Genomic DNA, 26,787 nt, shown 5'->3' on the forward strand with positions numbered 1-26,787 from the left:
ACCAATCACACACTGGTATTGATAAGTTGCCTGAACTAGAAATGGATTTTGCATGACAGAAAAAGCAGCAATCAATGTACTCATCGTCGATGATCATGCCGTGGTCAGGGAGGGGGTAAAAAGTATTATCTCAACCACAACAGATATCGCCGTTATTGCAGAGGCAGAAGCAGGTCTGGAGGCAATACGCTTAAGCCGCCAACTCGATTTTGAAGTCATGTTATTGGATATTGTCCTGCCAGACAAAAATGGTATTGAGGTATTAAAACAAATCAAATCTGAAAAACCCGGTATTGCCGTATTGATGTTTTCCATACACAGGGAAGACCAGTATGCAGTACGCGCCCTGAAGGCAGGTGCATCCGGTTTTTTGAACAAGCAATGCAGCAGTACGCAAATACTGGATGCCATCCGCCAGGTTGCGCGCGGTTTGAAATACATCAGCACTCAATTGGCACAAGAGTTGGCCAACAACCTGAATCAGGAGCATGAAGATGCACTGCACAAAACCTTGTCTGACCGCGAGTTCCAGACCATGACCTTGATTGCATCCGGTAAGTCTGTCAGCGATATTGCCAAAGAATTGTCACTTTCTGTAAAAACCATTAGTGAATACCGTTCCAGAATTCTATTGAAGATGAAATTGCGGCACAATGCTGAATTAACGCATTACGCTATCAAAAATCAGCTTGTAGATTAAACGATAACTTCGATGTCGCCGGCAACACTCTTGTTAGCAAGATCATTGGCAAAGCAAAATGTCAAAAACTCCAAATAATACGCAATTCAAAAGCCCTACCGATATTGCGCGTGAGACATTCAGACAATTGGCGATACAAAGAATTGCGCCAACGCCAGAAGCTTATCGCAAACTTTATAATGACATCGCCGGCATACCAGATACGCCAGATGTTCCGCCAGAACCTCCAGTAGAAGCAGCTCCTGAAATCTCGGAAGCAGAAATTTTGCTCGCCAATTTCGCCAACAGTCTGCAAATCTCGACGGGTGAAATGGCAACATATGGCCAACGCTTCAGCCGGGCGATCAAGACAGGTAACTGGCAAGATTATGGCCGGGGCCTGGTGCAATTGGCCGAGCGCATTACAGCACCGCCAAGTACATCCAGTAACAATATCAGCCTGGTAGATGACCCACTCCCAGTGCCTGCCGCCAGCAAGAATATCTCCCTGGTAGACGACGGTCCGGTTGAAGACCCACGTCTGCGCATACTCAAGGATTTGCTCTATCGTACCCTGACGCTCGCCCTCACCTCTTTATTGAAGCCAACGCCTCAGCTCGCTGGCGAATCCGAGAGTCTGGGCATGTCGGTGAAAGCCGCAGTCAATGAAGGTGAACTCAATCAAATTGCTGGTCGTCTCAAGCAATTATGCTTTCAAATTGAATTGCAAAGCGGTGATAGTGCAGAGCAGCAGGAATTGTTATTGCGCTTGTTTGATCTGCTGCTGACCAATATCCATGATTTGCTGGACAATGATAACTGGCTGCGTGGTCAAATCGAAGTCGTACAAAATCTGATCGCAGGCCCTATCGATCATCGCGCATTGCAAGAAGCTACACGCAGCCTGAAGGATGTCATCTACAAGCAAGGTGTACTGAAAAACAGTATTGCCGAGTCGAAAACTTCTGTCAAAAATATGATGACAGCGTTTATCGACAGATTAAATGCCATGGCCGATAGCACGGGTGCTTATCAGAACAAGATGGGGGCTTACTCTCAACAACTGAGCTCAGCCAAGAATGTATCTGAAGTCAGCGCCCTGATAGCCAGCATCCTCAGCGAAACCAAGGAAGTACAGTCTGAAACCTTGCGTTCACGCGACATGATAGTCGCCGCACAAAAAGAAGTCAGCGAAGCAGAAGCACGCATCAAGGAACTGGAAAACAAGCTCGCCCATATGAGTGAGCTCGTCAGAGAAGACCAGCTTACCGGCAGCCTGAACCGCCGTGGCATGGACGATGTATTCGAGCGCGAAGCTGACCGTGCCGACCGCCGCAACACCCCGCTGTGCGTCGCCCTGCTGGATCTGGATAATTTCAAGAAACTCAATGACACTCATGGTCATGCAGCGGGTGATGAAGCCCTGGTGCATCTGGTGCGTATCGTCAAGCAAACCCTAAGGTCCATCGACGTTGTAGCCCGTTATGGCGGTGAAGAATTTGTCATCATCATGCCCGAGACGCAACTTGATGAAGCGGCCCAGGCCATGATGCGGGTACAGCGAGAATTAACCAAGCACTTCTTTACCGCAAACGAGCAAAGGCTGTTTATCACCTTTAGTGCCGGTGTTGCCTTGCGCAATCCGCGCGAACCTCAGGATGCCACCATCAAACGCGCGGATAAAGCCATGTATGAAGCCAAACAATCCGGGAAAAACCGGGTGATCAAGGCCAGTTAAATCAAATACTGCCTAGAAAACGCTCAGTGTGGGGATGGCAGTGACAAATTTGCCACCCCATGCACGGATATAGCTTAACTGCCCCTCGATTTCCTGACGTAAATTCCATGGCAAGATCAGGACATAATCCGGCTTGTCAGCAATCAGCTCCACTTCAGTCAAAATCGGTATGCGACTGCCTGGCAAGTATTTGCCCTGTTTATGTATATTGATATCGACAACATAGGATAAAAGGTCGGGCCTGACACCAGAAAAATTGAGCAAAGTATTACCCTTTGCAGCAGCACCATAGGCCACCACCTTCTTGCCCTCTTTCTTGCAGTTCAATAAGAACTCCAGCAATTCAAACTTGGCTTTTTCTGCCTGTTTTTGCGCTTTTTGATAGAAAGCCACATCGGCGATTCCTGCTGCTCTTTCCTTCTCCAGCATGCCAGCAACGCTGTCGCGCTGATCGCGCTGCCCAGTATCACTACGCTGCGCAAGTACACGCAAGCTGCCACCATGGGTAGGCCATTCCTGCACATCAAAAACCTGTAAACCATTTTTTTCGAAAATTGCCTGCACTGCATGCAAAGACAAGTAGGAATAATGCTCGTGGTAGGCTGTATCGAACTGATTTTCCTGCACCATGTTCAGCAAATGCGGAAATTCAAAACTCGCCACACCCTGCGGTTTAAGCAAGGCAGCGAAGCCAGCAACGAAGTCGTTGATGTCTGGCACATGCGCCAGCACATTATTGGCTACCGTGAGGTCTGCAGACTGTTGATTTGCCTTTAACTCTTGCGCAAGTTCAGTGCCAAAGAACTTTTCTATAACAGGGATGCCCTTATCACGTGCGGCATTGGCAGTGCTGGTAGTCGGTTCTATTCCCAAACAAGGAATGCCTGCTGCCTTCACGTATTGCAATAAGTAACCGTCATTGGCCGCTACCTCTACGACCAGACTATTGCTATCCAAAGCCAATTCTTGCCGCATCGTGGTAACGAACTGTTCTGCATGCTTCAACCAGCTCGCAGAACAAGAGCTGAAATATGCATAATCTGCATCAAACAAATTTTCACGGCCAGTAAAATCCAAAGTCTGGGCCAGCCAGCACGTATCACAAACCATCAGCTTCAAAGGTAGCCAGACTTCCGGGTTTTCCAGTGTGTCAGCGCGCAAATACGCATTCGAAGGCGGAGCGCTGCCCAAATCGAGAAATGGTTTTGTCAGCTCATGTTCACAATGCCGGCATTTCATACACTAACTCCACTAAATTCATTGTCAAGCATGGGGAAGGCACGATCTTTCCCGGATATTTCAGATATTGCCAAAGGCAGATTGATTCGCAATTTTTCATCCAATATATTCAAGCCCAGCTCATGTGTGGGCATATAAGGCTGACTGTGGCAATACATCATTTCTACCTCATCAGTGAGAGTTTGAAATCCATGTGCAAAGCCTTCAGGCAGCAAGTAACTACATTTATTTTCTGCCGACAAGATCACAGCATGCCATTGCAGGAAAGTCGGAGAGTCTTTTCTGACATCGACAGCCACATCCCAGACTTCGCCTTTCAGGCAGGTGATCAACTTCATCTCGGCAGACGGCGGACGCTGCATATGCAGGCCACGGAACGTGCCCTTTTTTACTGTCAAGGTACGATTGATTTGGCTGATAGGCTGTTGCCATCCGAATTGCGCCAGCTCATCAGCACAAAACATGCGTTCCAGATAACCACGCTCATCACCCAGCGGCTTGCGTTTCAAGACGTGCAAACCTGTTAGTGGTGTCGCTACTAATTCGAAGCGTTCAGACATAATGCTCTATCGTAATTTTTTTCATGGCAGGGTCAAAAGTAAGCATCGAGATCGCGCTGACACAGTTCTTGTGCCGCAACGCCCGCCAGAAAATCTGCATACCAGCGCACACTGCGTGATACCGCTACCGATAAATCCCAGCGCGGTTGTATCGATAATTGTTCCCTGGCCTTGCTGGCATCGAGTGACAATAAGCCAGCCTCATGCACGCCTTCGACATTGACTGCGAAATCGACATCACCGTGGCCAAACTCTTGCCTGGCCAATTCCACTACTTCGCGCACTGTTGCAGCACCATCAGGGCCAAAATTCCAGGCCTGGGCAAGGCTGGCATCTTGATACCCGGCCTGGGCCAGCGACAAATAAGCAGCCAAAGGTTCCAGAACGTGCTGCCATGGGCGCACCGATTGTGGTCGGCGCACTTGCAAAGTCTGACCGTTTTCCCACGCACGTATCGCGTCTGGCAGCAATCTGTCTTCAGACCAGTCACCACCACCTATTACATTGCCAGCGCGGGCAACAGCCACCGTCAATCCCTGCTCCGCCAAAAATGAATCACGGTAGCTGGCAATCAACAATTCAGAAGCAGCCTTGCTGGCACTATAGGGGTCATGTCCACCCAATTCCGCAGTTTCAGGATAGGGATGTATTTGCTCAAGATTGCGATAGACTTTATCCGTCGTCACCATGACGGCAACCTTGGCACTAGTCTGACCGCGCAAGGCTTCCAGTACATGGGCGCTACCCATGATATTGGTCGCGAAAGTTGCCAGTGGCTCGCGATAACTGGGTCTGACCAGGGCTTGAGCAGCGAGATGCAAAACCACCTCAGGCTGACAATCTTGCACGACCTGCTTAACCAATCCAGCATCCCTGATGTCGCCAATATGACTGCGCATATTCTGCTCCAGCTTTAAAGCTGTAAACAAGCTGGGTGCAGTATTTGGTGCCAGGGATAAGCCTGTCAGCTCCGCGCCAAGATTGTTGAGCAAGAAGGCTAACCACGCACCTTTAAAACCAGTATGCCCTGTCAGCAATACTCTGCGTCCGCGCCAAAACTCTGTATCCAGTTGCATACGGTTTACCATTTCCGCCAAGGTGCGCTCCCCGATTGCCACAATTCTTCGAGCAGGTTTTTCTCACGCAAAGTATCCATGGGTTGCCAGAATCCGGCATGTTCAAATGCCATTAATTGCTGCCCGCTTGCCAATCCAGACAAAGGAGCTTGTTCCCAACTGATGCCATCGTGCTCAATCAGGTCAAGCACCTTGGGTGACAAGACAAAGAATCCGCCGTTGATCCAGCCACCATCACCTCTTGGTTTTTCTATGAAACCCAGAACTTCGTCGCCATTACGCTGCAATACACCATAGCGCGCTGGCGGCAAGACTGCAGTGACGGTAGCAAGTTTGCCATGGCTACGGTGAAAATTGATCGATGCTGTAATATCAACATCCGACACACCATCACCATACGTAAAACAAAACGCTTCTTCATCCTGTATATAAGGCGCAACTCTTTTGAGTCGCCCACCAGTCATGGTCTCTTCACCAGTATCAACCAGAGTGACTTTCCAGGGCTCAGCATGGCGCTCATGGACTTCCATGTGATTTTTTTGCATGTCTATGGTCACATCCGACATATGCAGGAAATAGTTGGCGAAATACTCTTTAATCAGATATCCCTTATAGCCGCAACAAATCACAAAGTCATTCACTCCATGGGCTGAATATGACTTCATGATATGCCAGAGTATGGGGCGCCCGCCTATTTCTATCATAGGCTTCGGCTTGAGATGGGTTTCTTCAGAAATCCGTGTTCCCAGTCCACCTGCCAGAATTACCGCTTTCATGCGTATTGCTCCTTACTATAAATTTCCGACATTTTACGACAGGTCTGCCCCAGACCCCGTAAGGACGCAAGAATCTCAATTTTTGAGATCAATTTCAGCCAACTTTACCCTGTCAATTTTGCCATTCGCATTTTTGGGTAAAGCATCCAGGAAAAACAAATGCCTGGGCACCATGTAGGTGGGCACAATAGCCGCAATTCTGGCGAGCAGATTTGCTGGCTCGCTCACTACATTGGTAGCAGCATAGGCAATAATCTGTCCCAGGCCGTTATCAAATTTTTTGTAAATCACTGCACACTCAGTCACTTCGCCCAGAGTATTGATTGCAGCTTCGATCTCTTCGAGTTCTATGCGATATCCCATATGCTTGATCTGGAAATCTGCCCTGCCCTGGAAATGCAAATTACCTTCTGCATCGCGCATTACGATGTCACCGGTACGGTAGCCCACATCTGAATAGCGTGTATGCAGAGGATTTTGCACGAAGGCCAGCGCGCTACGCTGGGCATCATTGTAATAAGCCAAGCCGACCTGAGGCCCGCGCAAGAATAATTCGCCCTTGTCTGGATTTTGCTCATCCAGTGCCAGAATCTCATAATCAAAATTTTGTGCCAGCTTGCCCAGGGGGGCGAGATTGCTCATATCATCAAAATCTGTAGCCTGAACATGATAAGCAGAACAGATGCAGGTACATTCGGTCGGGCCATACACATTTTCCAGATCGGCCCGCTCTGCAAACAGATCAAATAATTGCTTCAACTTGGATTTGGGGAAACCCTCGCCACCGAAAATGATTTTTCGTATATTGGGCAAATCAGTTTTGCTTAAAGCACGCGTCGTCAGCAAATACACCAGCATGGATGGCACAGAAAACCAGATAGTACAAGCCGCCTGATTGAGCAGGCGCACCAGCGCACGAGTATCATGCACTTGCTTCACCGTAAATGGCAGCAAAGTTGCGCCAGAAAACAATGCTGTATAAAAATCAAAGACAGAATTATCGAAATAACTGGGGTTCACATTGGTCAGCACGTCGTGCTCAGTCACACTGAATCTGTCCCGCGCCCACTGTATGAACCACAACAGATTGGCATGAGACATCACTGCGCCCTTGGGTGTGCCGGTGGAACCAGAAGTGAACATGATGTAGGCAGGTGAGCTGCCAGACACTGCCCTGCAGTCTGGCAGCTCAATACTCTCGACAGCAATGAGTAATTCATCAAGTCTCAAACACCGGACTTTTGCTTCTTCAAATTGCCCATCATTGAATGACAAATCCGGAAAGCTATTGACCAACAATGCTGGCTGACAGGTATGCAGTATCTTACGCAAGCGCTCCCAGGGGCTGGCGGGATCAAGATTGGTATAGATCAAACCCAGTCGCAAGCAAGCCAGCATGCAGGCGAAAGCATCTGCTGATTTGTCATTGAACAAGGCTACTACCTGCCCTTGCCGCAAGCCTCGCGCATGAAGTGCACGTGCCAACTGCTCCACCTTATCGCTCAGACAGCGATAACTGATGGCCTCGTCGGTAGAGGGATAATACAAAGCGCGCCTGTCCGCAAAGCGACATACGATTTCATTAAAAGCCAGAGCCAGATTTGAGATATAAGTCATATGCCAAGCAAGAACAAATTAAAGCACCAGGCCGCCATCTACTTCAAGTATGCTGCCTGTCAGATAATCGTTTTCTATCGCGTAGTGGACCGCTTGAGAGACTGCTTGCATACCTCCAAGGCGTCGCAATGGCACTTGTTGTTGCAGTTTCGCCAGCATGGCCTCGCTCAATGCTGCGCGGGTTGAAGGTGTATCGATAAATCCGGGAGCAATGGCGATAAAGCGCAAACCCAGTGGCCCCAATTCCTTGGCCCAGGTATGCGTCAGCGCATTGACCCCAGCCTTGGCAGCAGAATAGGCGGATTGACCGGCATTGCCATTGGCAGCAATAGAGCTAATGGAAATCACCACGCCTTTTTTTCGCTTGACCAGCATGTGATCGACAACACGACTGGTCACAAAAAATACAGAATCAAGGTCAGTCGCCATGACTTTACGCCAATTATCACGTGAATGCGTACGCTCGTTCCTGGACAACATATTGACCAAAGGCTCGCTATGAATAATGCCTGCATTATTGATGAGTACATCAATATCAAAGCCCGCATCTGCCACTGTCTGTATAGCGATATCCACGGCTTCGGCATTTGCCACATCACATTGCACGGCGCGCACACGACCGGAAGCAAGCTGAGTCAATTCCTGACAAAGATGCTCGTCATATTCAAGGACAAACAAGCTGGCACCTGCCTCATCAAGCTGCTCTACCAGATGCCGGCCTATGCCGCGCCCGCCGCCGGTGATCAGGACATTGATGCCGTTAATCTTCATATACTGGCACCTTGCACCAGCAGGGCTTTACGTGCATCGCCAACTGACTTCATATCGGCAATCTGGTCACCGCTAAACTGGATCTGGTAAGTGTCCTCAAGGCGAGTGATCAAAATCATGTGCGCCAGAGAGTCCCAGCTACCTATCTCTGTCAAGATCAAGGTATCGATAATGCTGGATTCTGGCAAGCCGAAAACTTCCGAGAATATTTTTTCTATAGTCATATCTATTTTTTACTTTTGCTGCAAATTTAATACAACGGAGGGTATTAATTAAATTGTACAAATAAGGCCTTGCCACAAACGAAAGACAAAGCAATATCCTTTGCCCTATCCACCAATAACTGGTTGCCAATACGATACGGGCCATCACCATGTGCCCAGATGTAATCATCAAGTATCAGCCATGCGCCTGGTTTTAATAAAGTTAGCCAGTGCGCGCAATCTTCTTGCACTCGCGCAAAATCATGGTTACCGTCTATATGTATCAGTGAAATTTTTCCAGAGAAATTGACGGCATCGCTGGATGGCGACGCAAAATCTCTCTTGTTTGCATATTCTGTAAACGCGGCGACTGATGGCAATTGCAAATGCGCATGCTGGCCCCGATTGAAGGGCACCATATTGACATAAAATCCCTCACTCAAGACCTTGAAATCCCAGTCATCTACCAGGGCCTGGAATGAAGTAGTCGAGTCGGTTTGTATAGCCTGCTCCCGTCCCCAGGGGTCCACAGTCAAGAGTGGACCTATATTGTATTTCATTGCCAGATAAGACAAGACAAAAGCAGAACGGCCCATCAGGGAACCTATCTCTATAACGTCTCCTGGTACAACGGTAGAGGCAATCCCCATCAGTGCAGCGAGCTTGTCGTCATTGGATTCGCCATAAATCAAGCTGACCTGCCGTAATACCCCAGCCACTTCGATTAAAGATAAAGCCTGTTTTCCAGCGGTACACAATTCGACAAAGGCCAATAAGCGCGTAGCGCGCGCCATCAATTGCCGATGCTGCTGCACTTGCTGCCGTATTGGTGACTGCCCTACCATTTCTATTTGCAGTTGATGCGTATTGATAAATCGCTGCATGAAATCATAGACACTGGACACCGGACTGTACAATCGCCGCACAGTATGAGTTTGCAGCAAATCCAGGAAGTGATGACTAAAGTCTTCAGCGTAAATTGAGGGTAAATGCAATACCTCAGCACCATTGCTGGCCAGCAGATCACTCTTTACTGAGGCTGCACATAAGGTGCTTTCTGCACGGTGCTGCGCTGCAGTCAGATAATCCAGTGCCGACTGGTCTACTGCCGGGAAGATCAGCGTCACATCGCCTTGTTTAGCATTGTCCATGGCCGAGGTCCGTTCAGTCTTTCTGACCCATGTCACGTTGGGCTGCTTCGCGCACTACTTCATCCAGCCACTGATGCATGCTTTTGCCAGTTTTTGCGCGCGCCTCGTAGGCCATGCGCTTGGCTTCGGGGCTGACGCCTTCGAGTTGCCCATACAGACGGGTTCTGTGGGTACCGCCACGTGCGCCAGGGATGTCGAAATCAAGGTCAGCGCCTGGTTCACCTTCGCCCACGACAAAGTCGATCAAATAAAATACCCCACCTATGATCCATTCCAGACGGGTTTTGCGCGCTTCGAAGGGTAACTTGTCCAGTGGCAGTGTGTAGACAAATTCAGGATTCGAATTCATCAATATCTTGCCGAACTCGGTTTCTCTTAACCATGGCGGCATGCTTTCATCACCAACCACTACTTTGCCACCCGGTTTGGTGACCCTGGCCATTTCAGAAAAGGCCCGCTTAATATCGCCAAATGCATTGATGCCACCAAAATGGAAACAGGCATCAAAACTGTTATCAGCAAACGGCAGATAATAACCATTGGCGAGCGCAGGTTCGACATGGGTATCCACGCCATGCATGCGCTCCAGATTCTTGTTCAAGAATGAGGGCGACAGGTCCTGAACATACAATTTGCCGTCCGGCCCCAGCCTTTTGGCAATGATCTCTGAATCACGTCCGGTCCCTGCGCCAGTTTCCAGCACGATGCTGCCAGGAGTGAGATTGAGCTTGTCGACCATGGCATTGCGGACCACTTGCTCGTCCTCACCATAGGTACTGAAAGTCAAAGGCAAAAACCGGTCATAGGCGTCTGCCCTGTCTTCATATTGTTGCAAGGCTTTTTGATCTGCCACAGGCAATTCAAAGGGGTAAACAAAATTGGGAACGCCTTTGACGATCTCAAAACGATTGCCCGATGCGCTACTCAGTGTGCCCGACACTATTCCAGCCTCGTCCTTAACCTCATTTGACAAAACCAGGGGTTCCAGTGTGATGGGATCTACATAGAAATTCTCTTCGCCAAAACGCATGTTCGCTCCAGGTATCGTGTTAAATAGGTTTATGCCATAGTGTATGTGCATTTAAGCAATTTCTTAGCCCCGAATTCAAGGGAAAGACCCACTTATTTCTCATAATGAAGCGCAGCAAGCCCTTCCAGATGTTTTATAACAACGATTTCGATGGAAATGACCAGCCTGAGCAAAAAATAGCACGGTTTCAAATCATTCTTTTATGCAATCAAAAGATAATAAAAAGCATATACAGTATAGTGAGAAAATCTCTCGAAATCGATCTGAAGACAAGCAGGCCCTCACATGAAAAACATGAAACCCATAGTGATTTTTGGTTTAGGAAAAATTTCCGATGTTGTCTATCAACATATAGTGCGTGATCAGAGCTTCCAGGTCCTGGCATTTACCTGCGACAGACAATGGCTGGACCAGGCAACTATAGACGAGGGCACACATCAAGGCTTGCCCGTGATCGCATTTGAAGACCTGGAAAAAACATATCCACCAGAATCGGTAGACATGATCATCGCCATGGGCTATCAAAATCTGAATGCCAGCCGTCTTCAGAAATGTGCTGAGGCTAAAGCCCGGGGTTATCACCTGGTCAGTTATGTCAGCCCCAAAGCAGACCATGGACAGTGGCTGAATATAGGTGAAAATTGCGTCATTCTTGACGGTGTAGGCATACAGCCGTGTGCCAGCATAGGCAATAATGTCTTCATCTGGAATAACGCGTTGATAGGTCATCACTCCACCATCAAGGACGATTGCTGGATTGCCGCCGGTGTCACCATAGGCGGCAGCACAACTCTGGGAGAGCGCTGCTTCGTCGGTCTGAACGCGACTTTGGGCGGTGAAATCACGGTTGGTGCCGATAACCTGCTGGGCGGAGCAAGCCTGATATTAAAAAACACCTCAGACAAAAGTGTATTCATCGCCGCAGGGACAGAGAAATTCAGGCTGGACAGTCCTACCTTCCTCAGAATGACTTCTTTGCCAGCCATGGGCAGCGGGCAAAAAAAGGAATAATGGCATGCTGAAATGGAAAAAACTGGGTCAGATATTCAATCCCTGCACCAGCCAGCCTCGCCCGTGGATGCAGGAATATGCACAATGCCCGACCGCATTCATTCTGAATGAAAGCACCGTCCGGGTTTTTATTGCATCCCGACCCAAACCTGATTCTGAGCTGAAATATGTGTCTTATCCGGGCTATATCGACCTCGACCGCCATGACTTGTCAAAAGTCGTGGCAATTGCAGAATCCCCTTTGCTCCCCCTGGGTGGCTCTGGTGCATTCGACGAATTTGGCATCATGCCCAGCAGTTTTATTGAGACGGGTGATAACATTCATGCCTATTACACTGGTTGGACCAGGATGGCGTCTGTCCCTTACACCCTGGCCGTCGGACTGGCGATCAGTACAGATGGTGGCAGCAACTTTGCCAAACTGGGCCAGGGCCCCGTTCTGGGATTAAGCCTGAAAGAAGCCTATTTTGTCACCGGCCCCAGTGTCTTGAAAGTCGGTGATGCATGGTATATGTGGTATCTGAGCGGTAAAAAATGGTTATTTGCAGAAGGAAAGCATGAACCCGTTTACCAGGTAGCCCTGGCAACTTCCTCAGATGGTATCAACTGGCAGCATGATGGCCAGCCAGTGGTTCCACGCCTCAGTGAAGATGAATGCCAGGATATTTTTTCGCCCTTTTTCCTGAATGGCAAATGGCATGCCGTTTTCGCCTGGCGTCACCCCTCCACTTCGGGTGGCGCGTACCGCATTGGTTATGCCTCATCGAGCGATCTGAAAACCTGGATAAGAGACGATGCACAAGCCGGCATATCCACCTCGGACAGCGGCTGGGATGCACAAATGATTTGCTACCCGAACATCAAGGAAATTGATGGTCGCATTTTCATGTTCTATTGCGGCAATTCCTTTGGCAAGGAAGGCTTTGGTGTTGCAGAACTGATTTCGGAAGAGGAACAATGACTATCGTTGAGCAATTGCTGGATGAACCAAATCAGCAAAGAATATTACTGGCCCAGTTGAAAACCAGCAGCAAACCCATCATCATCTATGGCGCAGGTGTCTACGCCTATGTATTGAAACGTTTTCTGGAACTGAATGGCATCAAAATCCAGGCGGCAATGGTGGACGCAGAATATCTGGCGCAACAGGCATTTACCGATCTACCCGTTGTCAGCACTGAGGATTACACAGCTCAATTAGGAGACTGCCACGTCATTATCGGCATCACCAATTACCCCCCCATGCTTGAAAAACTCAGGCGACTCGGTGCCAGTGATGTCCACGTCATTGATATCCCTGACTATTTGAACATGCCTCACGCTTTCATGGAAAGGCAATTTCTCATACAAAATAGCAGTAATTTTGATCAGGCATATGGTTTGTTTGAAGATGAATTATCCCGGCAAACCTATGTCGCAGCGATCAACACCAAGCTAAGTGAAAATCTGGCTCATATTGCACCCTGTGTCAGGCTGGATAATCTTTATTTCCCCAGCTCGGAATTTTCACCTGGCGATCATGAAAGCTTTCTCGATGTAGGTGGATTCACCGGTGACACCATCAAGGAATTTCAGCAGATCAAACATGGCGCTTACGACAAAATCATATCGCTGGAACCGGGTGACAAGAATTTCCAGGAATTACAACAGACTGTAGCAGACCTGAATATTCCCAGAGTCATGGCCATTAAGGTCGGTGCCTGGCATGAGAAAACCGTATTGCGCTTCACTACGAAAGCCATGCACATCGACAATGAGATCAGTGAGACTGGAACTAGCGAAATCCAGGTAGACACGATAGATGCGATATTGCAGCAATCAGGCAGCGCTGTCAGCCTCATCAAACTCGATATTAATGGTGCAGAATACAATGCCTTGAGCGGCGCACGCCTGAGCATTAATAAGTACAGGCCAAATATCGTCGTCCGGTTACACAAGAAAGAAGATTTTTACCGCCTGCCCATCTTGCTCAAGGAGATTGCGCCTGACATGAAACTATATCTGCGGCAGCGCAATTACATGTCCATGATGTTGATCATGTATGGGATTTTTGATCTACATCAGTAATCTGGCTAATCCAAAGCCATGGCGGCCAAATTCATTGCCGTTATACAGCATGTAAATCTGGCCCTGGCAGGCAAACACATGCGGGTAGCAAGTCATGCCCGAATCCCAGCCAGCATCAGATAAACCCAGACTCAGTTCATTATCATCCCGTTGCCAGTTCTGCAAATCTGTAGAGATGGCATGATCAATGCGATAAGAGCGTTCGCGATTATGACGAAAATCATTGGCCTCGCGATAACAAAAAAACATATGGAATACGCCAGCTATATTAATGACCGTTGGCAGTGCCTGGCATTCATCTGGACCTAGTCTGGATGCGATAATCTCTTGCCCATCATTCTTTTTCCAGTCTATGCCATCTGCAGAAATTGCATGGCCTATCTTGTACACCCTGTCATGCTCGGCTTGCGCATCAAAATGCTGCCAGCCTTTGCCAAAGATATACCACATATGAAAACGTCCGTCATACACTTGCACAAAGGGGTCGGCAATCAGGCAGGGTTCATGCAATGAAGCTGATAATACCGGGCCATCCCCCAGGCGCTGGAAGGTCTTGCCCTCATCATGACTAAGCGCTATACCTATGGCGCTATCTACCGGGACGGAACTACGCCGGTTGACACCACCTATATAGCCGTAGATCTGACCAGCATGACGCATGACATTCAAAGGGAAAATACCATGTTCGTCAAAACAGCCAGGCTTTCCCAATGAAATCACTTCGTGCCTGGAAACTGCAAGAATGTCCTTGAAATTCAATGCCATATCCACGTAGGCGATATGGCTCAGGTATTTGCCATTGCTGGCATCCAGGCTGCGTGTAGAAAAATAAATGCGGGCAAAAGTGTCAAACAATAGCACTTGCGGTGCTTGCGCAAATGACTGGCAGTCATTTGGCAGTTGATGCCCGGCAGGATCAAAAATTTGCCCCAGTTTTTCCCATTTCATCATGCAATCGCAGCTTTCATAGCAAGGTGTAGCCGTTTTTCAGGTAATCACTGATGTCATCGTCAGAATTGAACATCATGAGATCTATGATAGACAACCAGGGCACGAATTCTGCGCCAAATTGCTTATATATGCGTAATTCTGACTGAATAAAATGCAAGGCAATATTGCAAGATGAAAAATCCTCTCTGGAATACAAATCCTGCCCACCAATCGCATTGACGTAGTCGCTTGCGCCAAGCACCTGGCATATCGCCAGCACTTTGTCCTGGCCCTTTAATTCATGATCGATAGCCAGGCTGGAGGAAATGATGATATTTGTCGAGATATTCAGGTAAGCGCAAATTTTCACGACTGATTGATGTAAAAATTCAAATAAATTGCGCTCTGGATTATTCAATATCGATTCCAGCAAGGGATAAACCTGGGCAAAGTAAGGCGCATGCAAATAAGCAGCCCTGATTTGATTCAGCATTTTTTTTGCATCGAAACTATCCGCTAGCGCACGCTCGACGACATCTAAAGAATCAGACGCATTTTTCAGGGGCAAGGAAATTAATTGATCCCTGCCCTCCTGCAAAATACGATTCCGGTTGATCCAGCCTTTTTTTGTGTATTTAATGTTATCGTAAATAACAAATACATCGACTGCCGAGATCAACTGAAAGTAAGCGATATAGGGGAAAAAATAGGGCTGCATGATTGCAGCCTTCTTCTGCACTGGTTCAGGCAGGTGCTCGGTGTTGTTATTGAAATTTGATAAACTTGTCGCCAGCATTTCTTTTTCCAGAATATTTTCTTCGCGTCGGCCACCTATATGCTATCGCTTCAAACCAGTCTCAATGAGCGATCAGATCAGCAATTCTTTCCACATCTGCCTCACTCAAATCTGGATAGATAGGCAGGCAAATCACCTTGCTGGCAATTTCTCTGGCGACGGGCAGATTCTGATGTGAAGCTGAAGGCAGGCCGCGATACATGGGGAAATCACTGATCAATGGATAGAAATAGCGGCGAGCATAAATCTCATGTTCACGCAGTTTCTGGAACAAGGCATCGCGCGACATGACATAATCAGCTTCCACCAGGATAGGGAAATAGGAGTGATTGGGCTTGCTGTCGGCAATATCGCTGACGCAAGTGATGCCAGTGACATTTTCCAGTCTGAAGCGATACTGTGTAGCGATTTTCTGGCGTGCGTCCAGCACAGCATCTATGCCCTTGAGTTGCAGCAAACCCAGGGCAGCATTGAATTCACTCATTTTTCCATTGATGCCCGGTGCAACTACAGTCACTTCATCAACAAATCCGAAGTTTTTGAGATGATCTATATGCTGTTTGGTTTTGGCATCAGGGCAGACAATTGCGCCCCCCTCAAAAGTATTGAAAACCTTGGTCGCATGGAAACTCAATATGGACAAATCACCAAAATTAAGCAAGCTATTGCCATGGTATTGCACGCCAAAGGCATGCGCAGCATCGTAGATCAGCTTTAGTCCATAATTGTCAGCGATTTTTTGTATACGGTCGACATCACAAGGCCGGCCATAGCAATGCACGGGCATGATGGCTGAGGTTTGTGGTGTGATGGCCGCTTCGATTTTATCTGCATCCAGATTGAAGGTGACGGGATCAATGTCAACAAATACTGGTTTGATACCATTCCATAAAAGCGAATGTGCAGTCGCGACAAAAGAATATGGGGTGGTAATCACCTCACCATTGATACGCAAGGATTGCAGAGCCGTGATCAAGGCGATGGTGGCATTGGCAAACAAGCAAAGATGCTTAACCCCCAGGTATTCGCACAGTGCCTGCTCCAGCTCATGATGAAATGGACCGCTATTCGTCAAAATTTTATTCGCCCAGATCTTTTCCAGATAAGGCATGAACTCTTCCAGAGGCGGCAGCACTGGCTGAGTGACATAGATAGATGAATTGCCGTCCGCTTTTTTCATATTCTTTTCCAGGAGGATGCATCAGAACCACATTACACTTTTAATTCATTCTTACGAATTTGAAACTTTAAGTTGAAACTTATCTATGGAGAATGCTTCAGGCCCTCTGCCATCACACCAGATACTCCACATTTTTCGCATAGCCAGATTCAATGCATCAGCAATTAATTCTGGCTTGCATTTGATGGAGTTTTCACAAATGGATCTCAAAGTCATCCTGACTTCAGACAATCTTTCCAGATTGTCACACCAGTATTTACCTCTTACAACAAAATCATCAAGGTCACGCGCCAGAAAATCTTGCATGCCGACCTGTCCCAAAATTGCTGCCGCACTTCTGGATGCAAGCAAGCTTCCATCGATCGATAAAGTTGGTACGCCCATCCACAGGCCATGATGTGTCGTTGTACCACCATTAAATGGAAATGAATCCAGGCAAATATCTATCTTATTATAGAGAGCCAGATAATCTTCTACCTTGGTTCTCCCATAATAACTGATGCGCTCGGGAGATATCCCATTTGCAGCAAAAGTCGCAGCCAGCGTTGACTTATCAAAACCAGACGGCATGGCGCCCATCAAAATTCTTGAATCCTTGACCTCATTCAATAATTGCGACCATGCTCGTATGGTCACTGCATTGACTTTACTCAAGCGGTTGAAGCTGCCGAAATTGATATAGCCCTTGCTTAATACTGGCAATGCTTCTACTGCCGGTGCCAATGGGCTGGGCAAAAATGGGGCGGCACAAGGCAAACTGGCAATTTTCTCAGTAAATAAATGATCAAATTGTCCTCGTGGCAAATAAAACGGGTCGCCAATAAAATAATCCATGGCTTGCAAACCCGTTGTTCCTGGATAACCGATCCAGCTGAACTGTATGGGAGCAGGCTTATGAGCAAACACCATGAGCCGGTTTTTTGCGGTATGCCCCGACAGATCGCAGAGAATGTCTACCTGATCTGTCAAAATTTGCTGAACTACCTCCGCGTCGTCGCTCCCATTAATTTTTCGCCAATGCTTGAAATAAGTACGGATTTCAGCCGTGACTTCGTCTTCTAATTTATTGTTATCGTAGGCATACAATTCAAGCGTAGTGATACGTGACAAAGAATCAAGCACAGGAATCGCAAACGTTGCCACTGCGTGATTATGAAAATCACCGGACACAAAGCCAATCCGCAAAACACGGTCTTTTACTTTGCTATTCTGATGTATGGGCCAGTGCGTAATTAAAGGCAGCTCATATCTTGCACTGTAATTCAAATGTTCTTGAAACAGCTCCTGGGAATCCAGTTTTCCGGTCTCACTTAAACAAAACAAGAGGCAGGTATTTGCCTCGGTTTCATTCTTTCCAAATTGGATAGCGCGGCGAAAATGTTGCTCTGCCATGTCAATATCAGAATCCAGGGAAATGCATATCTGCCCCAGGCAACGGTGAGCATTGCTTAATTTCGCATCGTTTTCCAGCGCCTTTTCAAAATAAAGCCGTGCTGTAATGAAGTCTTTTTTATCCAGATAAATAATCCCTATATTGTTATAGACCTCGGCTAATTTAGGATTTAACTCTATAGCGCGCTGCAAGTAAGGCAAGGCTTCATCATCCCTGTCCATCAATGACAAGACTGATCCAAGCGCATGATGTGCCTCAGCCATGGCAGGAAATTTTTCCAGGGCTTGCTGCGCTAATTTCAAGGCTTGGGGGAGCATTTTTCTTTCCCTTAATATCCCCACCAAATTGAAACTGGCAACGGCAAAATCCGGCGCCAGCGTCAATAGCTGGCGCAGACAAGCTTCTGCTTCTGGCAATTTACCTGTAGCTCTCAGCAGATTTGCCAGATTATTGTAAGCGGCCAGCATCTTATTATCGAGATCCAGGGCTTTCCTGTAATGCGCCTCCGCAATATCCAGTTTCTTGTTTTTTACAGACACCAGTGCATAGTTAAAGTGGGCCACTGCATCATCTGGCAATAATTCGAGAGATTTCCACATGGCTTGTGCTGCCTCTTCCAGGCGAACTGAGTTCAACAGAACCAGACCTAAAAATCGCCATGCTATGCCATTGCGGGCATTTTTCTGTATCAGTTTGCGCGCAAGCCGCTCTACTTCCTTGAAATTGGCTTGTTCATACAATAAAGATAATTTATTTAGCTCTGTTGCGCTACCCACAATATGCTTTGCTGAACTCGCTTTGGCAGGCACCGGATTTTCAGTTGCTGTCAATTCAGATTCGGGCTGCACATTGTCAGACTCAGTCATCTGGCTGCTTTGAAAGACTGAAGCACGCAAGTCCATCGCCTGGCGTACTATTTCTGCATCGCCAAGTAAATTTAGTACTTCTATGTATATATCCCAATACTCTGCGCGCTGTGGGTCGCCCTGAATTGCGGTTTCAAGGTAGATCAATGATTCATCAGCCGAACCTGAGGAAGCCAGCAACTTGCCCAATTCATAATTTGCATCGGGCCGCTCCGGGACATTTTTTAAAATTAATTTGTAATGCGCTATCGCATGTGACAGGTTTCCGGCTGCATTTGCCGCTTGCGCCAGTTGCAATAACTGCTGGATGGCCTGTTCAAGCGCCTCGCCCGCTGTCATTTCGGCATTTTTTTCATCCAGGCTGGCGGGAGAAACATGTTGACTCATAGCAAAACCTTAATAAAAAGGGCCGGGCGCTGCGCCCTGCTAATAATGATTGTCTTAAAAAAGAGGACTTTTCACGGTCGACAATAGCAAAAAAATGTTAACTTAAAGCCGAAAATAAACCTATAAATGGTCTCAAGTATTTTGAAATGCTGTCGTTTAGCGGAACATTGAGAGCAACTTTACCCCGAAAATAAAATATTTACTTTGAGCAACCCATTAAACTTTTGAAATAAGCGTCCGATACCTGATTGCAACGGCGGTCCAATATCCTGGTAAAACAGACCAAAGTTTAAGGCCACCGGCCATATTTACATAACTTGGGTAAGGAGAACTAACATGGCTTCATTTATTAATACCAATATTGCGTCTTTGAATGCACAACGCAATCTGACTACTTCACAGTCTTCCCTGAACACTTCTTTGCAACGCCTGTCTTCTGGTCTGCGCATCAATAGTGCAAAAGACGATGCTGCGGGTTTGGCGATTTCTGAACGTTTGACTTCTCAGATCGGCGGCTTGAATCAAGCTGTTCGTAATGCGAATGACGGTATCTCTCTGGCGCAAACCGCTGAGGGTGATTTGACACAAATCGGCTCCAACTTGCAACGTATCCGTGATCTGGCAGTACAAGCAGCCAACGGCTCCAATAGTGCCAGTGACCGTGCCGCTCTGAACAACGAAGCTTCACAACTGATCTCTGAGATCAACCGTGTTGCCAGCTCTTCCAACTTTAACGGCGTTAATCTGCTGGACGGTAGCTTCACAGCACAAACTTTCCAAGTTGGCGCAAATGCAACATCGAACGATCAAATTTCCATCTCTTCCATCGCCAGTGCCAAGTCTTCCAGCCTGGGTGTTGGTGCTAGCTCCAGCTACTCCACTAGTGTTTCTGGCGGTGTAAATGGTGTAGGCGGCTTCCAGTCTGGTGACCTGGTCATCAATGGCTTCAATATTGGCGCGACCACCAGTGACGGCGTATCTTATGCAGACAGCAAAGGTAGCGCGATTGCCAAAGCAGCAGCCATCAATGCTGCGAATGGCACCACTGGTGTAACAGCCACTGCTCAGGCAACCACAACCAGCGGTACTGCTGCAACTGGCTTTGCCACAGCAATCGCCTCTGGCGACGTCTTGATCAACGGTGTTGACATTGGTGCCCTGGCAGCTGCTGGTAGTGCCGCTGAACGTGGTGCTCAAGTGACTGCCGCCATCAATGCAAAAAGCTCTCAAACAGGCGTTACTGCTTCGTTTGACTCCACCACTGGCGCTGTTGCCCTGAATGCTGCTGATGGCAGAAACATCACTGTATCCAAAACAGATGCTTCTTCCGGCTTGGCAGCAACAGTAACTGGTCTGGGTAGCGCTACTACTGGTGCAGCAACAGCGATCGGTACTGCAGCTGCAACAACAACTACTGCTGGTACGGTCAAGCTGTCATCCAGCAGCTCTGCCGGTATCGTTTTGGCAAATGGTGGCGCAGGTGTGGCAACAACAGGTGCGACCATTACTGGTACTAACTCCAACATCGCTGCTGGCGACATCCAGATCAATGGCGTCGATATCGGTGCGATCACTGGTGGTGCTACTGCGACCTTGCAAGGCGATGCGATCCGCGATGCGATCAACCAAAAAACCAGGCAAACTGGTGTTACTGCAGCCAATGTCGCAGGCGTGATTACGTTGACAAGTTCACAAAATGCGGGCTATACCTTCACAACTAAAGGTACAGCAACTGCAGCGAACAGTGGCTTCACAGTAGGTACTACTACCGTAGCAGGTGCTGGTGCTACTGCCGCAGGCTTGACTGCAGGTGCAACAGCAGCTACAGCAACAGTTGGTGCGGGCCTGTCATCACTCGACCTGACCACAGCATCTGGTGCAACATCTGCTCTGACAACGATCGATGCAGCTTTGGCTTCTGTCAATAGTTCACGTGCTTCTCTGGGTGCTTATCAAAACCGTTTCTCTTCAGCAGTCAACAGCTTGAATACGACTTCTGAAAACTTGACAGCTTCCCGTAGCCGTATCCGTGACGCTGACTTTGCTCAAGAAACAGCACAATTGACACGTGGCCAGGTATTGCAACAAGCTGGTACTGCAATCTTGGCTCAGGCGAACGCGTTGCCACAAGGTGTATTGGCTCTGCTGCGTGGCTAATCAATGAGACTAGATTAGTCTTTCATTGAAAATGAGTGGTCCCCTGGTCAAATTTATGATCAGGGGAATTTTACTTTAAGGAAACATCATGGACGTCCTATCGATTACCAGTTCATCGTCAGGAGCACCTGTTTCAGATAGAGTGAGCGGTACAGCCCCCATCCCTCAGATAGTGCAAAGCGCTGCGCCGCTGCAGACTGCCAACCCTGTGACAGCTACTGGCCAGAGTCCGAAGCCAGCCTCAGCCGACGATGTCAACAAGGCGGTTGCGGAAATCAACAAGTCTCTTCAATTGAGTTCACAAAATCTGGAATTTAGCGTAGACAACGATGCTAAAGAAGTCGTGGTCAAGATCGTTGACCAGCAAACCAAACAAGTCATCAGGCAAATTCCTACCCAAGAAGCATTAGAGATTGCAAAGTCTCTGGATAAATTGCAAGGTTTACTGATAAAACAGACTGCCTAAGATGAAATTTATGTCTATATTGAAAACAAGCAGGTAAATTCCCTTCTAAAGTCTGATTTACCCTTGCCGTTAATAAAGTAAAGTACTTCCAACAAAAGGGGAATCACGTGGCAGGAATTCAATCAACAGGCATCGGTTCAAATCTTAATGTGAACGACATCGTCTCCAAGCTGATGCAGGTGGAGAGCCAGCCATTGACGACGTTGGCAAAGAAAGAAGCGAGCTACCAGGCCAAACTATCCGCTTACGGAACCTTGAACGGTGCCGTTAGTGCATTCCAAAATGCACTAACATCACTGAACAACCCCACTACCTTTCAATCATTGAATGCCAGTGCTGGCGACTCCACCATTGCATTTGCGACTGCCAATAGTGCAGCAACTGCCGGTAGCTATAGTGTTGCCGTAAGCAAATTGGCTCAAGCGCAAGGGATATCCAGCGTTGGTCAAGCCAGCTCTACCAACGCTATTGGCGCAGGAACAGAAACCACCATCAGTTTTGCTTTTGGCACAATTACCGGAACTGCCGTTGCAGGCACTTATCCCGGCGGAACCACATTCGCGCAAGATGCGAATCAAACCGTAGGCACAGTCAAGATCAATAGCAGTAATAATTCCCTGCAAGGGATACGTGACGCTATCAATGCCGCCAATGTGGGTGTTTCCGCATCCATAGTCGGTGATGGCAGTGCCACCCCTTACCATCTGGTATTAAATTCAAGCAAAACCGGGGCTGCATCCAGCCTGAAAATCACTTCTTCTGGTGAAGATGCCGCTGTCACCTCTTTGTTGGCTTATGATCCAACTGGCACTCAAAATTTTACTGAAGTCAGTACAGCGCAAAACGCTAGCCTGACAGTAAATGGTATCGCCATTTCCAGCGCTTCCAATACAGTAACGGGTGCTATTCAGGGTGTTTCACTGACGGTATCCAAAGTAGGTACCACCTCTATTTCTGTTTCACCGAACACAACAGGCATCACGGCGGGCGTGAATAGTTTTGTCAAAGCTTACAATGACCTCAATACAACGATAAAAAGCCTGACTGCCTATGATCCCAATACCAATAAAGCAGGTTTATTATTAGGTGACTCAACAACACAAAGCGTGCAAAACCAGATCAGGAAAACTTTGTCCTCGTCTGTCAATGGTTTGGGTGGTGGCTTGACGACTTTATCACAGATAGGGGTCAGCTTTCAGAAGGACGGCTCCATTTCACTGGATGCCTCCAAGTTATCCACTGCTCTGGCGACTAAATTTAGCGATGTCGGCGGCTTGTTTGCCTCATTAGGCTCAGCTACCGATAGTCTGGCCAGCATTACCGGTTCATCTTCTGCCACCAAAGCTGGCAGTTATGATCTGGCCATTACTCAAATCGCCACCAAATCCAGCCTGACTGGCGATCTGACCCTGCCCGTCTCCACCACCATAGACCCCAGCACTAAAATTAGCGTCACCCTGGATGGTGTGACTGCGGATGTCAGCCTCGCAGCTGGCAGCTATAGCTCTGCAGACCTGGCAACGCTGATACAATCGTCTATCAATAGCACCTCAGCCTTTACGGCTGTAGGCGCAACTGCAAAAGCAAGCATAGTCGGTGGCGCACTGGTTTTGGAGTCCAATAAATATGGCTCCACCTCTGCCATCAATATCGCTGACAAAACCGGCACTGGCGTTGCGTCGCTGACTGGTACGGTAACTACAGGAAGTGCGGGCAAAGATGTGGCCGGTACTTTGAATGGCATTGCAGGCACTGGCAATGGACAGACACTGACTGGCGCAGCAGGCAGCACCGCCGAAGGACTTAAATTACTCATCGCCGGCGGCTCCATTGGAGCACGGGGCAAAGTCAATTTCTCTGTTGGCTATGCAACCCAGCTAAGCAGTCTGGTGAGCGGTTTCACCGGCAGCTCAGGCACTATCACCAGTACCAGTTCTGGTGTTACTGCCAGCATCAAAGACATAGGCAAGCAGCGAGATACCTTGAACAGCCGCTTATTTGATGTGGAAGCACGCTACAGGGCGCAGTTTACTGCCCTGGATAGTATCGTCAGCAGCCTCAACAATACCAGCACCTTTTTGACTCAACAGTTGTCAGCATTGACTGGTAGCAGGTAACTCAAGTTATTGAGTAATTTGTTCAGCAAGCAAAAGAATATAAGGAAACGAGATTATGTTTGGCTCTTCACAAGCACGCGGCGCAAATGCCTATGCAAAAGTTGGCATTGAGACTGGCGTAGTCGCCGCCAGTCCACACAAGTTAATTGTCATGCTGTTTGACGGGGCCATAGTCGCGATTTCAAATGCCGTGCATCACTTGGGGGCGGGAGAAGTCGCGTCCAAAGGACAAGCCATATCAAAAGCCATTGCCATCATAGAAAATGGCTTGCGGGCCAGCCTGGATAAAAAAGCTGGTGGCGAAATTGCACTCAGCCTGGATTCACTCTATGAATATATGACTGCCAGATTACTCCAGGCTAATCTGGAAAACAGCGATGTGATGTTGACAGAGGTCCAGAATTTATTGCGAGACTTAAAAACTTCCTGGGAAGCCATTGCTCCTAACAAAGAAATCGTCAGTGAAGCCCCAAAAATGAATATTGACCCTTTGTCACCTCGTCCTGCTAACTTTGTTGAGGCTTGAATCAAGATGAATAGTCTGGAACTGATCTCATTATACGAAAATGTTGCTACGTTAACAAGCAACATGCTGGAAGCTGCACGCTCGCGCGACTGGGAATTATTGGAACAATTGGAGACTGATTGTTCAAGTCACGTACAAACCATACGTGAAAGTGAGATTCCCTTTGATCTGCCAGCTGATATGCGCGATAAAAAAATTCGCATCATCAAACAGATACTCGCAGACGATAAAGAAATCCGTGACATCACCGAGCCATGGATGGCGCAATTGTCTGATTTGATGAAAAATTCCAGCACCAGCAGGAAATTATCGAATGCTTATGGTGCAGGTAATCCGGCCTGATTCTCATGGCTACCCAGCTTGATATTCTGAATAAGCCAATTGCCAATATAGAGGCACCCACTGCGGCAATTGGCATTAATGAGACCAGGCAGGACATCACTCCCAAATTGGCCCAGCTTGTAACTGGGCAATTGTTAAAAGGGGAAATTCTTTCGAAGTTGGTGGACGGCAGTTTTACTGTCAGAGTGGCTGGCATTACGGCCAAAATGATGTTGCCAGAAGGTAGCAAAACCGGCGACCAGATTCCTCTGCGCCTGATTGCCACAGAACCCCGCCCAACCTTCTTGCTGGAACATGATGGCGATGTTCATTTTCCGACACCCCTGCCGCAAAATTACGCGTCCAGCCCGGACAAGCGCGCAACGACCAATACAAGCAATTACCTCGGTGTTCCTGCCCAGGAGTTAGAAGCGCCAGGTCGCACTACATCAGGTGTCACCCAAAATGTCATCCCAAATAACACTCCCGAACCGAATGTCAGAGTTGATACGGCAAGTATCGTCAAATTATCAATACACGAGCTTGGCGCAAAGATAGCCGAAGAACCAGGAGTCAATCCTGGAAACACCGCGCCGCAGCAAGCCACAACATCAAAATCGCTTGAAATCAATACAAAGACCAGTATCATCGGCACCAATGCAAGTGATATCAATACACTGGCTCACGATATTGTCGATACCCTCCCCTCACACTTAAGCAGCGCACCGACCTCTCTCAGCAGTACAGGCAAATTCATTACACAAATTTTGCAGTCAGCGCCACATCCGTCTGAAAAACCCAGCCTTGCCAGTTCTGTACCTTTACTGACCACAGCTACGGAATTAAAGGATACCCCTGCAACTGCATCCAAATTGCAGCACCAAATCAGCACCAGTGGCTTGTTTTATGAATCGCATGTTGCAGAATGGGCACAAGGCAAACGCCCCATTGCCGACATTAAGGCCGAACCGCAATCCCAAATTGATACAATCAGCACATCCAGCAACGCAACGGGTAGCACACTGAACACGGTTAGCAAGGAAATGGGACAAATAATTCATCAGCAATTAAATGTTCTGGAACAAAATATTGTACGATGGCAAGGAGAGCTGTTCCCCGGACAAAAAATTGAATGGGAAATAAAAAAAGAAATGCCAGGCAAGCATGCTCAGCAAGAAGCAATAGAAGACACGACCTGGCAATCGGTAGTCCGTTTTGATCTGCCAAATTTGGGGCAAATCACAGCAACCATCAATTTGCAATCAACAAATTTAGGCCTGTCCTTGCGAGCCGAGCAGAGTGCAACTGTCTCCACCCTGAAGGAGCATGCAAGTGAACTAGCTGCTGCCATGCAAATGGCTGGCTCGCCGCTGATGTCTTTTGTGGTAAATAAAAATGAGCGCACCTGACCCTCCGGTCAAGCCTGTACAAAATGCTGTTGCACTGGCGTATCAGACTGGCGATGCTGCGCCCAAAGTGGTTGCCAAGGGCAAAGGTTTGATTGCAGAAGAAATCATTGCCAGGGCCAAAGAACATGGAGTGCATGTACATCAATCGAAAGAATTGGTATCTTTACTCATGAAAGTGGATCTTGACCGGGATATTCCTCCGGCTTTGTATCGCGCAGTTGCAGAACTACTCGCTTGGCTTTACCATATTGATACGGAAAAGTCTGAGACGATTTCGGAGAATTCAGGGCAAAAACAAATTTAACAGCCCCACTTTTTGAA

Annotated in this window: 25 protein-coding genes; 12 read left to right on the top strand and 13 right to left on the bottom strand. The window is 47.9% G+C overall.

All coding sequences use genetic code 11. The features are described from left to right. Positions 1 to 52 precede the first annotated feature (52 nt). Complete coding sequence (locus tag ACO0LF_RS11540) at positions 53 to 700, top strand: response regulator (protein ID WP_423014237.1); 648 nt, start codon at positions 53 to 55, stop codon at positions 698 to 700. A 58-nt stretch (positions 701 to 758) separates the two neighbouring features. Then, on the top strand, positions 759 to 2,417 hold the full coding sequence (locus ACO0LF_RS11545) for a GGDEF domain-containing protein (RefSeq protein ID WP_423014238.1): 1,659 nt from the start codon (positions 759 to 761) through the stop codon (positions 2,415 to 2,417). 12 nt (positions 2,418 to 2,429) lie between these two features. Here the strand turns inward: ACO0LF_RS11545 and ACO0LF_RS11550 are convergent, their stop codons facing one another. From ACO0LF_RS11550 to ACO0LF_RS11590, 9 genes are all read right to left on the bottom strand, one after another. Then, positions 2,430 to 3,656, bottom strand: coding sequence for a methyltransferase domain-containing protein (locus ACO0LF_RS11550; RefSeq protein WP_423014239.1), 1,227 nt, complete (start codon positions 3,654 to 3,656; stop codon positions 2,430 to 2,432). Beyond that, complete coding sequence (locus ACO0LF_RS11555) at positions 3,653 to 4,216, bottom strand: dTDP-4-dehydrorhamnose 3,5-epimerase family protein (RefSeq protein WP_423014240.1); 564 nt, start codon at positions 4,214 to 4,216, stop codon at positions 3,653 to 3,655. Before ACO0LF_RS11555 ends, ACO0LF_RS11550 begins: the two co-directional genes overlap by 4 nt. A gap of 32 nt (positions 4,217 to 4,248) precedes the next feature. After that, complete coding sequence (gene rfbG / locus ACO0LF_RS11560) at positions 4,249 to 5,292, bottom strand: CDP-glucose 4,6-dehydratase (protein ID WP_423014241.1); 1,044 nt, start codon at positions 5,290 to 5,292, stop codon at positions 4,249 to 4,251. 5 nt (positions 5,293 to 5,297) lie between these two features. Beyond that, positions 5,298 to 6,068 (bottom strand): glucose-1-phosphate cytidylyltransferase, encoded by a 771-nt coding sequence (gene rfbF, locus ACO0LF_RS11565; protein WP_423014242.1) that lies wholly within the window; start codon positions 6,066 to 6,068, stop codon positions 5,298 to 5,300. Positions 6,069 to 6,143: 75 nt separating this feature from the next. Next, positions 6,144 to 7,685 (bottom strand): amino acid adenylation domain-containing protein, encoded by a 1,542-nt coding sequence (locus tag ACO0LF_RS11570; protein ID WP_423014243.1) that lies wholly within the window; start codon positions 7,683 to 7,685, stop codon positions 6,144 to 6,146. An 18-nt stretch (positions 7,686 to 7,703) separates the two neighbouring features. Beyond that, complete coding sequence (locus ACO0LF_RS11575; RefSeq protein WP_423014244.1) at positions 7,704 to 8,456, bottom strand: SDR family NAD(P)-dependent oxidoreductase; 753 nt, start codon at positions 8,454 to 8,456, stop codon at positions 7,704 to 7,706. Further along, the gene (locus ACO0LF_RS11580; RefSeq protein WP_423003693.1) at positions 8,453 to 8,680 is read right to left on the bottom strand and encodes an acyl carrier protein; all 228 of its coding nucleotides are present in this window, start codon (positions 8,678 to 8,680) and stop codon (positions 8,453 to 8,455) included. The genes ACO0LF_RS11575 and ACO0LF_RS11580 overlap by 4 nt, the downstream gene beginning before the upstream one ends. Positions 8,681 to 8,724: 44 nt before the next feature. After that, the gene (locus ACO0LF_RS11585; protein ID WP_423014245.1) at positions 8,725 to 9,810 is read right to left on the bottom strand and encodes a class I SAM-dependent methyltransferase; all 1,086 of its coding nucleotides are present in this window, start codon (positions 9,808 to 9,810) and stop codon (positions 8,725 to 8,727) included. Between the two features lie 13 nt (positions 9,811 to 9,823). Beyond that, the gene (locus ACO0LF_RS11590; RefSeq protein WP_423014246.1) at positions 9,824 to 10,840 is read right to left on the bottom strand and encodes a class I SAM-dependent methyltransferase; all 1,017 of its coding nucleotides are present in this window, start codon (positions 10,838 to 10,840) and stop codon (positions 9,824 to 9,826) included. A 285-nt stretch (positions 10,841 to 11,125) separates the two neighbouring features. Between ACO0LF_RS11590 and ACO0LF_RS11595 the strand changes: the two genes are divergently transcribed. The 3 genes from ACO0LF_RS11595 to ACO0LF_RS11605 are packed head-to-tail and all read left to right on the top strand — an operon-like array spanning position 11,126 to position 13,918. Then, positions 11,126 to 11,851: a transferase gene (locus ACO0LF_RS11595; RefSeq protein WP_423014247.1), complete on the top strand. Its 726-nt coding sequence runs from the start codon at positions 11,126 to 11,128 to the stop codon at positions 11,849 to 11,851. A 4-nt stretch (positions 11,852 to 11,855) separates the two neighbouring features. Further along, positions 11,856 to 12,812 carry a hypothetical protein gene (locus ACO0LF_RS11600; RefSeq protein ID WP_423014248.1) on the top strand — a complete coding sequence of 319 codons (957 nt, stop codon included), beginning with the start codon at positions 11,856 to 11,858 and terminating at the stop codon, positions 12,810 to 12,812. Beyond that, positions 12,809 to 13,918, top strand: coding sequence for an FkbM family methyltransferase (locus tag ACO0LF_RS11605; protein ID WP_423014249.1), 1,110 nt, complete (start codon positions 12,809 to 12,811; stop codon positions 13,916 to 13,918). The genes ACO0LF_RS11600 and ACO0LF_RS11605 overlap by 4 nt, the downstream gene beginning before the upstream one ends. On the opposite strand, the gene ACO0LF_RS11610 is transcribed toward ACO0LF_RS11605, so the two are convergent. The 4 genes from ACO0LF_RS11610 to ACO0LF_RS11625 all read right to left on the bottom strand — a co-directional run bounded on the left by ACO0LF_RS11610 (position 13,907) and on the right by ACO0LF_RS11625 (position 19,470). Further along, positions 13,907 to 14,869 carry a hypothetical protein gene (locus tag ACO0LF_RS11610; protein ID WP_423014250.1) on the bottom strand — a complete coding sequence of 321 codons (963 nt, stop codon included), beginning with the start codon at positions 14,867 to 14,869 and terminating at the stop codon, positions 13,907 to 13,909. The genes ACO0LF_RS11605 and ACO0LF_RS11610 overlap by 12 nt on opposite strands. A gap of 13 nt (positions 14,870 to 14,882) precedes the next feature. After that, positions 14,883 to 15,644 (bottom strand): WbqC family protein, encoded by a 762-nt coding sequence (locus ACO0LF_RS11615; protein WP_423014251.1) that lies wholly within the window; start codon positions 15,642 to 15,644, stop codon positions 14,883 to 14,885. Between the two features lie 61 nt (positions 15,645 to 15,705). Next, positions 15,706 to 16,824, bottom strand: coding sequence for a DegT/DnrJ/EryC1/StrS family aminotransferase (locus ACO0LF_RS11620; RefSeq protein ID WP_423014252.1), 1,119 nt, complete (start codon positions 16,822 to 16,824; stop codon positions 15,706 to 15,708). 51 nt (positions 16,825 to 16,875) lie between these two features. Further along, complete coding sequence (locus ACO0LF_RS11625) at positions 16,876 to 19,470, bottom strand: tetratricopeptide repeat protein (protein ID WP_423014253.1); 2,595 nt, start codon at positions 19,468 to 19,470, stop codon at positions 16,876 to 16,878. 336 nt (positions 19,471 to 19,806) lie between these two features. Here ACO0LF_RS11625 and ACO0LF_RS11630 point away from each other — a divergent pair, with 336 nt between their 5' ends. The 7 genes from ACO0LF_RS11630 to ACO0LF_RS11660 all read left to right on the top strand — a co-directional run bounded on the left by ACO0LF_RS11630 (position 19,807) and on the right by ACO0LF_RS11660 (position 26,770). Next, complete coding sequence (locus ACO0LF_RS11630; RefSeq protein WP_423014254.1) at positions 19,807 to 21,627, top strand: flagellin; 1,821 nt, start codon at positions 19,807 to 19,809, stop codon at positions 21,625 to 21,627. Between the two features lie 88 nt (positions 21,628 to 21,715). After that, complete coding sequence (locus ACO0LF_RS11635; protein WP_423014255.1) at positions 21,716 to 22,093, top strand: flagellar protein FlaG; 378 nt, start codon at positions 21,716 to 21,718, stop codon at positions 22,091 to 22,093. Positions 22,094 to 22,200: 107 nt separating this feature from the next. Then, positions 22,201 to 24,210 carry a flagellar filament capping protein FliD gene (fliD, locus tag ACO0LF_RS11640; RefSeq protein WP_423014256.1) on the top strand — a complete coding sequence of 670 codons (2,010 nt, stop codon included), beginning with the start codon at positions 22,201 to 22,203 and terminating at the stop codon, positions 24,208 to 24,210. 55 nt (positions 24,211 to 24,265) lie between these two features. Then, a complete protein-coding gene (gene fliS, locus ACO0LF_RS11645; protein ID WP_423014257.1) occupies positions 24,266 to 24,736 on the top strand; it encodes a flagellar export chaperone FliS in 471 nt (156 codons plus the stop codon). 63 nt (positions 24,737 to 24,799) lie between these two features. Then, positions 24,800 to 25,078, top strand: a complete 279-nt coding sequence (locus ACO0LF_RS11650; protein WP_423014258.1) for a flagellar protein FliT — start codon at positions 24,800 to 24,802, stop codon at positions 25,076 to 25,078. Positions 25,079 to 25,083: 5 nt separating this feature from the next. Continuing rightward, positions 25,084 to 26,466 (top strand): flagellar hook-length control protein FliK, encoded by a 1,383-nt coding sequence (locus ACO0LF_RS11655; protein ID WP_423014259.1) that lies wholly within the window; start codon positions 25,084 to 25,086, stop codon positions 26,464 to 26,466. Then, complete coding sequence (locus ACO0LF_RS11660; protein ID WP_423014260.1) at positions 26,453 to 26,770, top strand: EscU/YscU/HrcU family type III secretion system export apparatus switch protein; 318 nt, start codon at positions 26,453 to 26,455, stop codon at positions 26,768 to 26,770. The genes ACO0LF_RS11655 and ACO0LF_RS11660 overlap by 14 nt, the downstream gene beginning before the upstream one ends. Positions 26,771 to 26,787: the final 17 nt, after the last annotated feature.

It is taken from the genome of Undibacterium sp. Di27W, from assembly GCF_049340345.1.
Classification (GTDB): Bacteria; Pseudomonadota; Gammaproteobacteria; order Burkholderiales; family Burkholderiaceae_D; genus Undibacterium.

What these genes read in the sequence shown, in the direction of transcription:
- ACO0LF_RS11655 (WP_423014259.1), top strand. Translation starts at nt 25,084, where the DNA reads ATGGCTACCCAGCTTGATATTCTGAATAAGCCAATTGCCAATATAGAG.
- ACO0LF_RS11660 (WP_423014260.1), top strand. Translation starts at nt 26,453, where the DNA reads ATGAGCGCACCTGACCCTCCGGTCAAGCCTGTACAAAATGCTGTTGCA.
- ACO0LF_RS11620 (WP_423014252.1), bottom strand. Translation starts at nt 16,824, where the DNA reads ATGAAAAAAGCGGACGGCAATTCATCTATCTATGTCACTCAGCCAGTG.
- ACO0LF_RS11575 (WP_423014244.1), bottom strand. Translation starts at nt 8,456, where the DNA reads ATGAAGATTAACGGCATCAATGTCCTGATCACCGGCGGCGGGCGCGGC.
- ACO0LF_RS11585 (WP_423014245.1), bottom strand. Translation starts at nt 9,810, where the DNA reads ATGGACAATGCTAAACAAGGCGATGTGACGCTGATCTTCCCGGCAGTA.
- ACO0LF_RS11580 (WP_423003693.1), bottom strand. Translation starts at nt 8,680, where the DNA reads ATGACTATAGAAAAAATATTCTCGGAAGTTTTCGGCTTGCCAGAATCC.
- ACO0LF_RS11570 (WP_423014243.1), bottom strand. Translation starts at nt 7,685, where the DNA reads ATGACTTATATCTCAAATCTGGCTCTGGCTTTTAATGAAATCGTATGT.
- ACO0LF_RS11625 (WP_423014253.1), bottom strand. Translation starts at nt 19,470, where the DNA reads ATGAGTCAACATGTTTCTCCCGCCAGCCTGGATGAAAAAAATGCCGAA.
- ACO0LF_RS11610 (WP_423014250.1), bottom strand. Translation starts at nt 14,869, where the DNA reads ATGATGAAATGGGAAAAACTGGGGCAAATTTTTGATCCTGCCGGGCAT.
- ACO0LF_RS11550 (WP_423014239.1), bottom strand. Translation starts at nt 3,656, where the DNA reads ATGAAATGCCGGCATTGTGAACATGAGCTGACAAAACCATTTCTCGAT.
- ACO0LF_RS11635 (WP_423014255.1), top strand. Translation starts at nt 21,716, where the DNA reads ATGGACGTCCTATCGATTACCAGTTCATCGTCAGGAGCACCTGTTTCA.
- rfbF (WP_423014242.1), bottom strand. Translation starts at nt 6,068, where the DNA reads ATGAAAGCGGTAATTCTGGCAGGTGGACTGGGAACACGGATTTCTGAA.
- ACO0LF_RS11545 (WP_423014238.1), top strand. Translation starts at nt 759, where the DNA reads ATGTCAAAAACTCCAAATAATACGCAATTCAAAAGCCCTACCGATATT.
- ACO0LF_RS11540 (WP_423014237.1), top strand. Translation starts at nt 53, where the DNA reads ATGACAGAAAAAGCAGCAATCAATGTACTCATCGTCGATGATCATGCC.
- ACO0LF_RS11615 (WP_423014251.1), bottom strand. Translation starts at nt 15,644, where the DNA reads ATGCTGGCGACAAGTTTATCAAATTTCAATAACAACACCGAGCACCTG.
- rfbG (WP_423014241.1), bottom strand. Translation starts at nt 5,292, where the DNA reads ATGCAACTGGATACAGAGTTTTGGCGCGGACGCAGAGTATTGCTGACA.
- ACO0LF_RS11595 (WP_423014247.1), top strand. Translation starts at nt 11,126, where the DNA reads ATGAAAAACATGAAACCCATAGTGATTTTTGGTTTAGGAAAAATTTCC.
- fliS (WP_423014257.1), top strand. Translation starts at nt 24,266, where the DNA reads ATGTTTGGCTCTTCACAAGCACGCGGCGCAAATGCCTATGCAAAAGTT.
- ACO0LF_RS11555 (WP_423014240.1), bottom strand. Translation starts at nt 4,216, where the DNA reads ATGTCTGAACGCTTCGAATTAGTAGCGACACCACTAACAGGTTTGCAC.
- ACO0LF_RS11600 (WP_423014248.1), top strand. Translation starts at nt 11,856, where the DNA reads ATGCTGAAATGGAAAAAACTGGGTCAGATATTCAATCCCTGCACCAGC.
- ACO0LF_RS11630 (WP_423014254.1), top strand. Translation starts at nt 19,807, where the DNA reads ATGGCTTCATTTATTAATACCAATATTGCGTCTTTGAATGCACAACGC.
- ACO0LF_RS11605 (WP_423014249.1), top strand. Translation starts at nt 12,809, where the DNA reads ATGACTATCGTTGAGCAATTGCTGGATGAACCAAATCAGCAAAGAATA.
- ACO0LF_RS11650 (WP_423014258.1), top strand. Translation starts at nt 24,800, where the DNA reads ATGCTGGAAGCTGCACGCTCGCGCGACTGGGAATTATTGGAACAATTG.
- ACO0LF_RS11590 (WP_423014246.1), bottom strand. Translation starts at nt 10,840, where the DNA reads ATGCGTTTTGGCGAAGAGAATTTCTATGTAGATCCCATCACACTGGAA.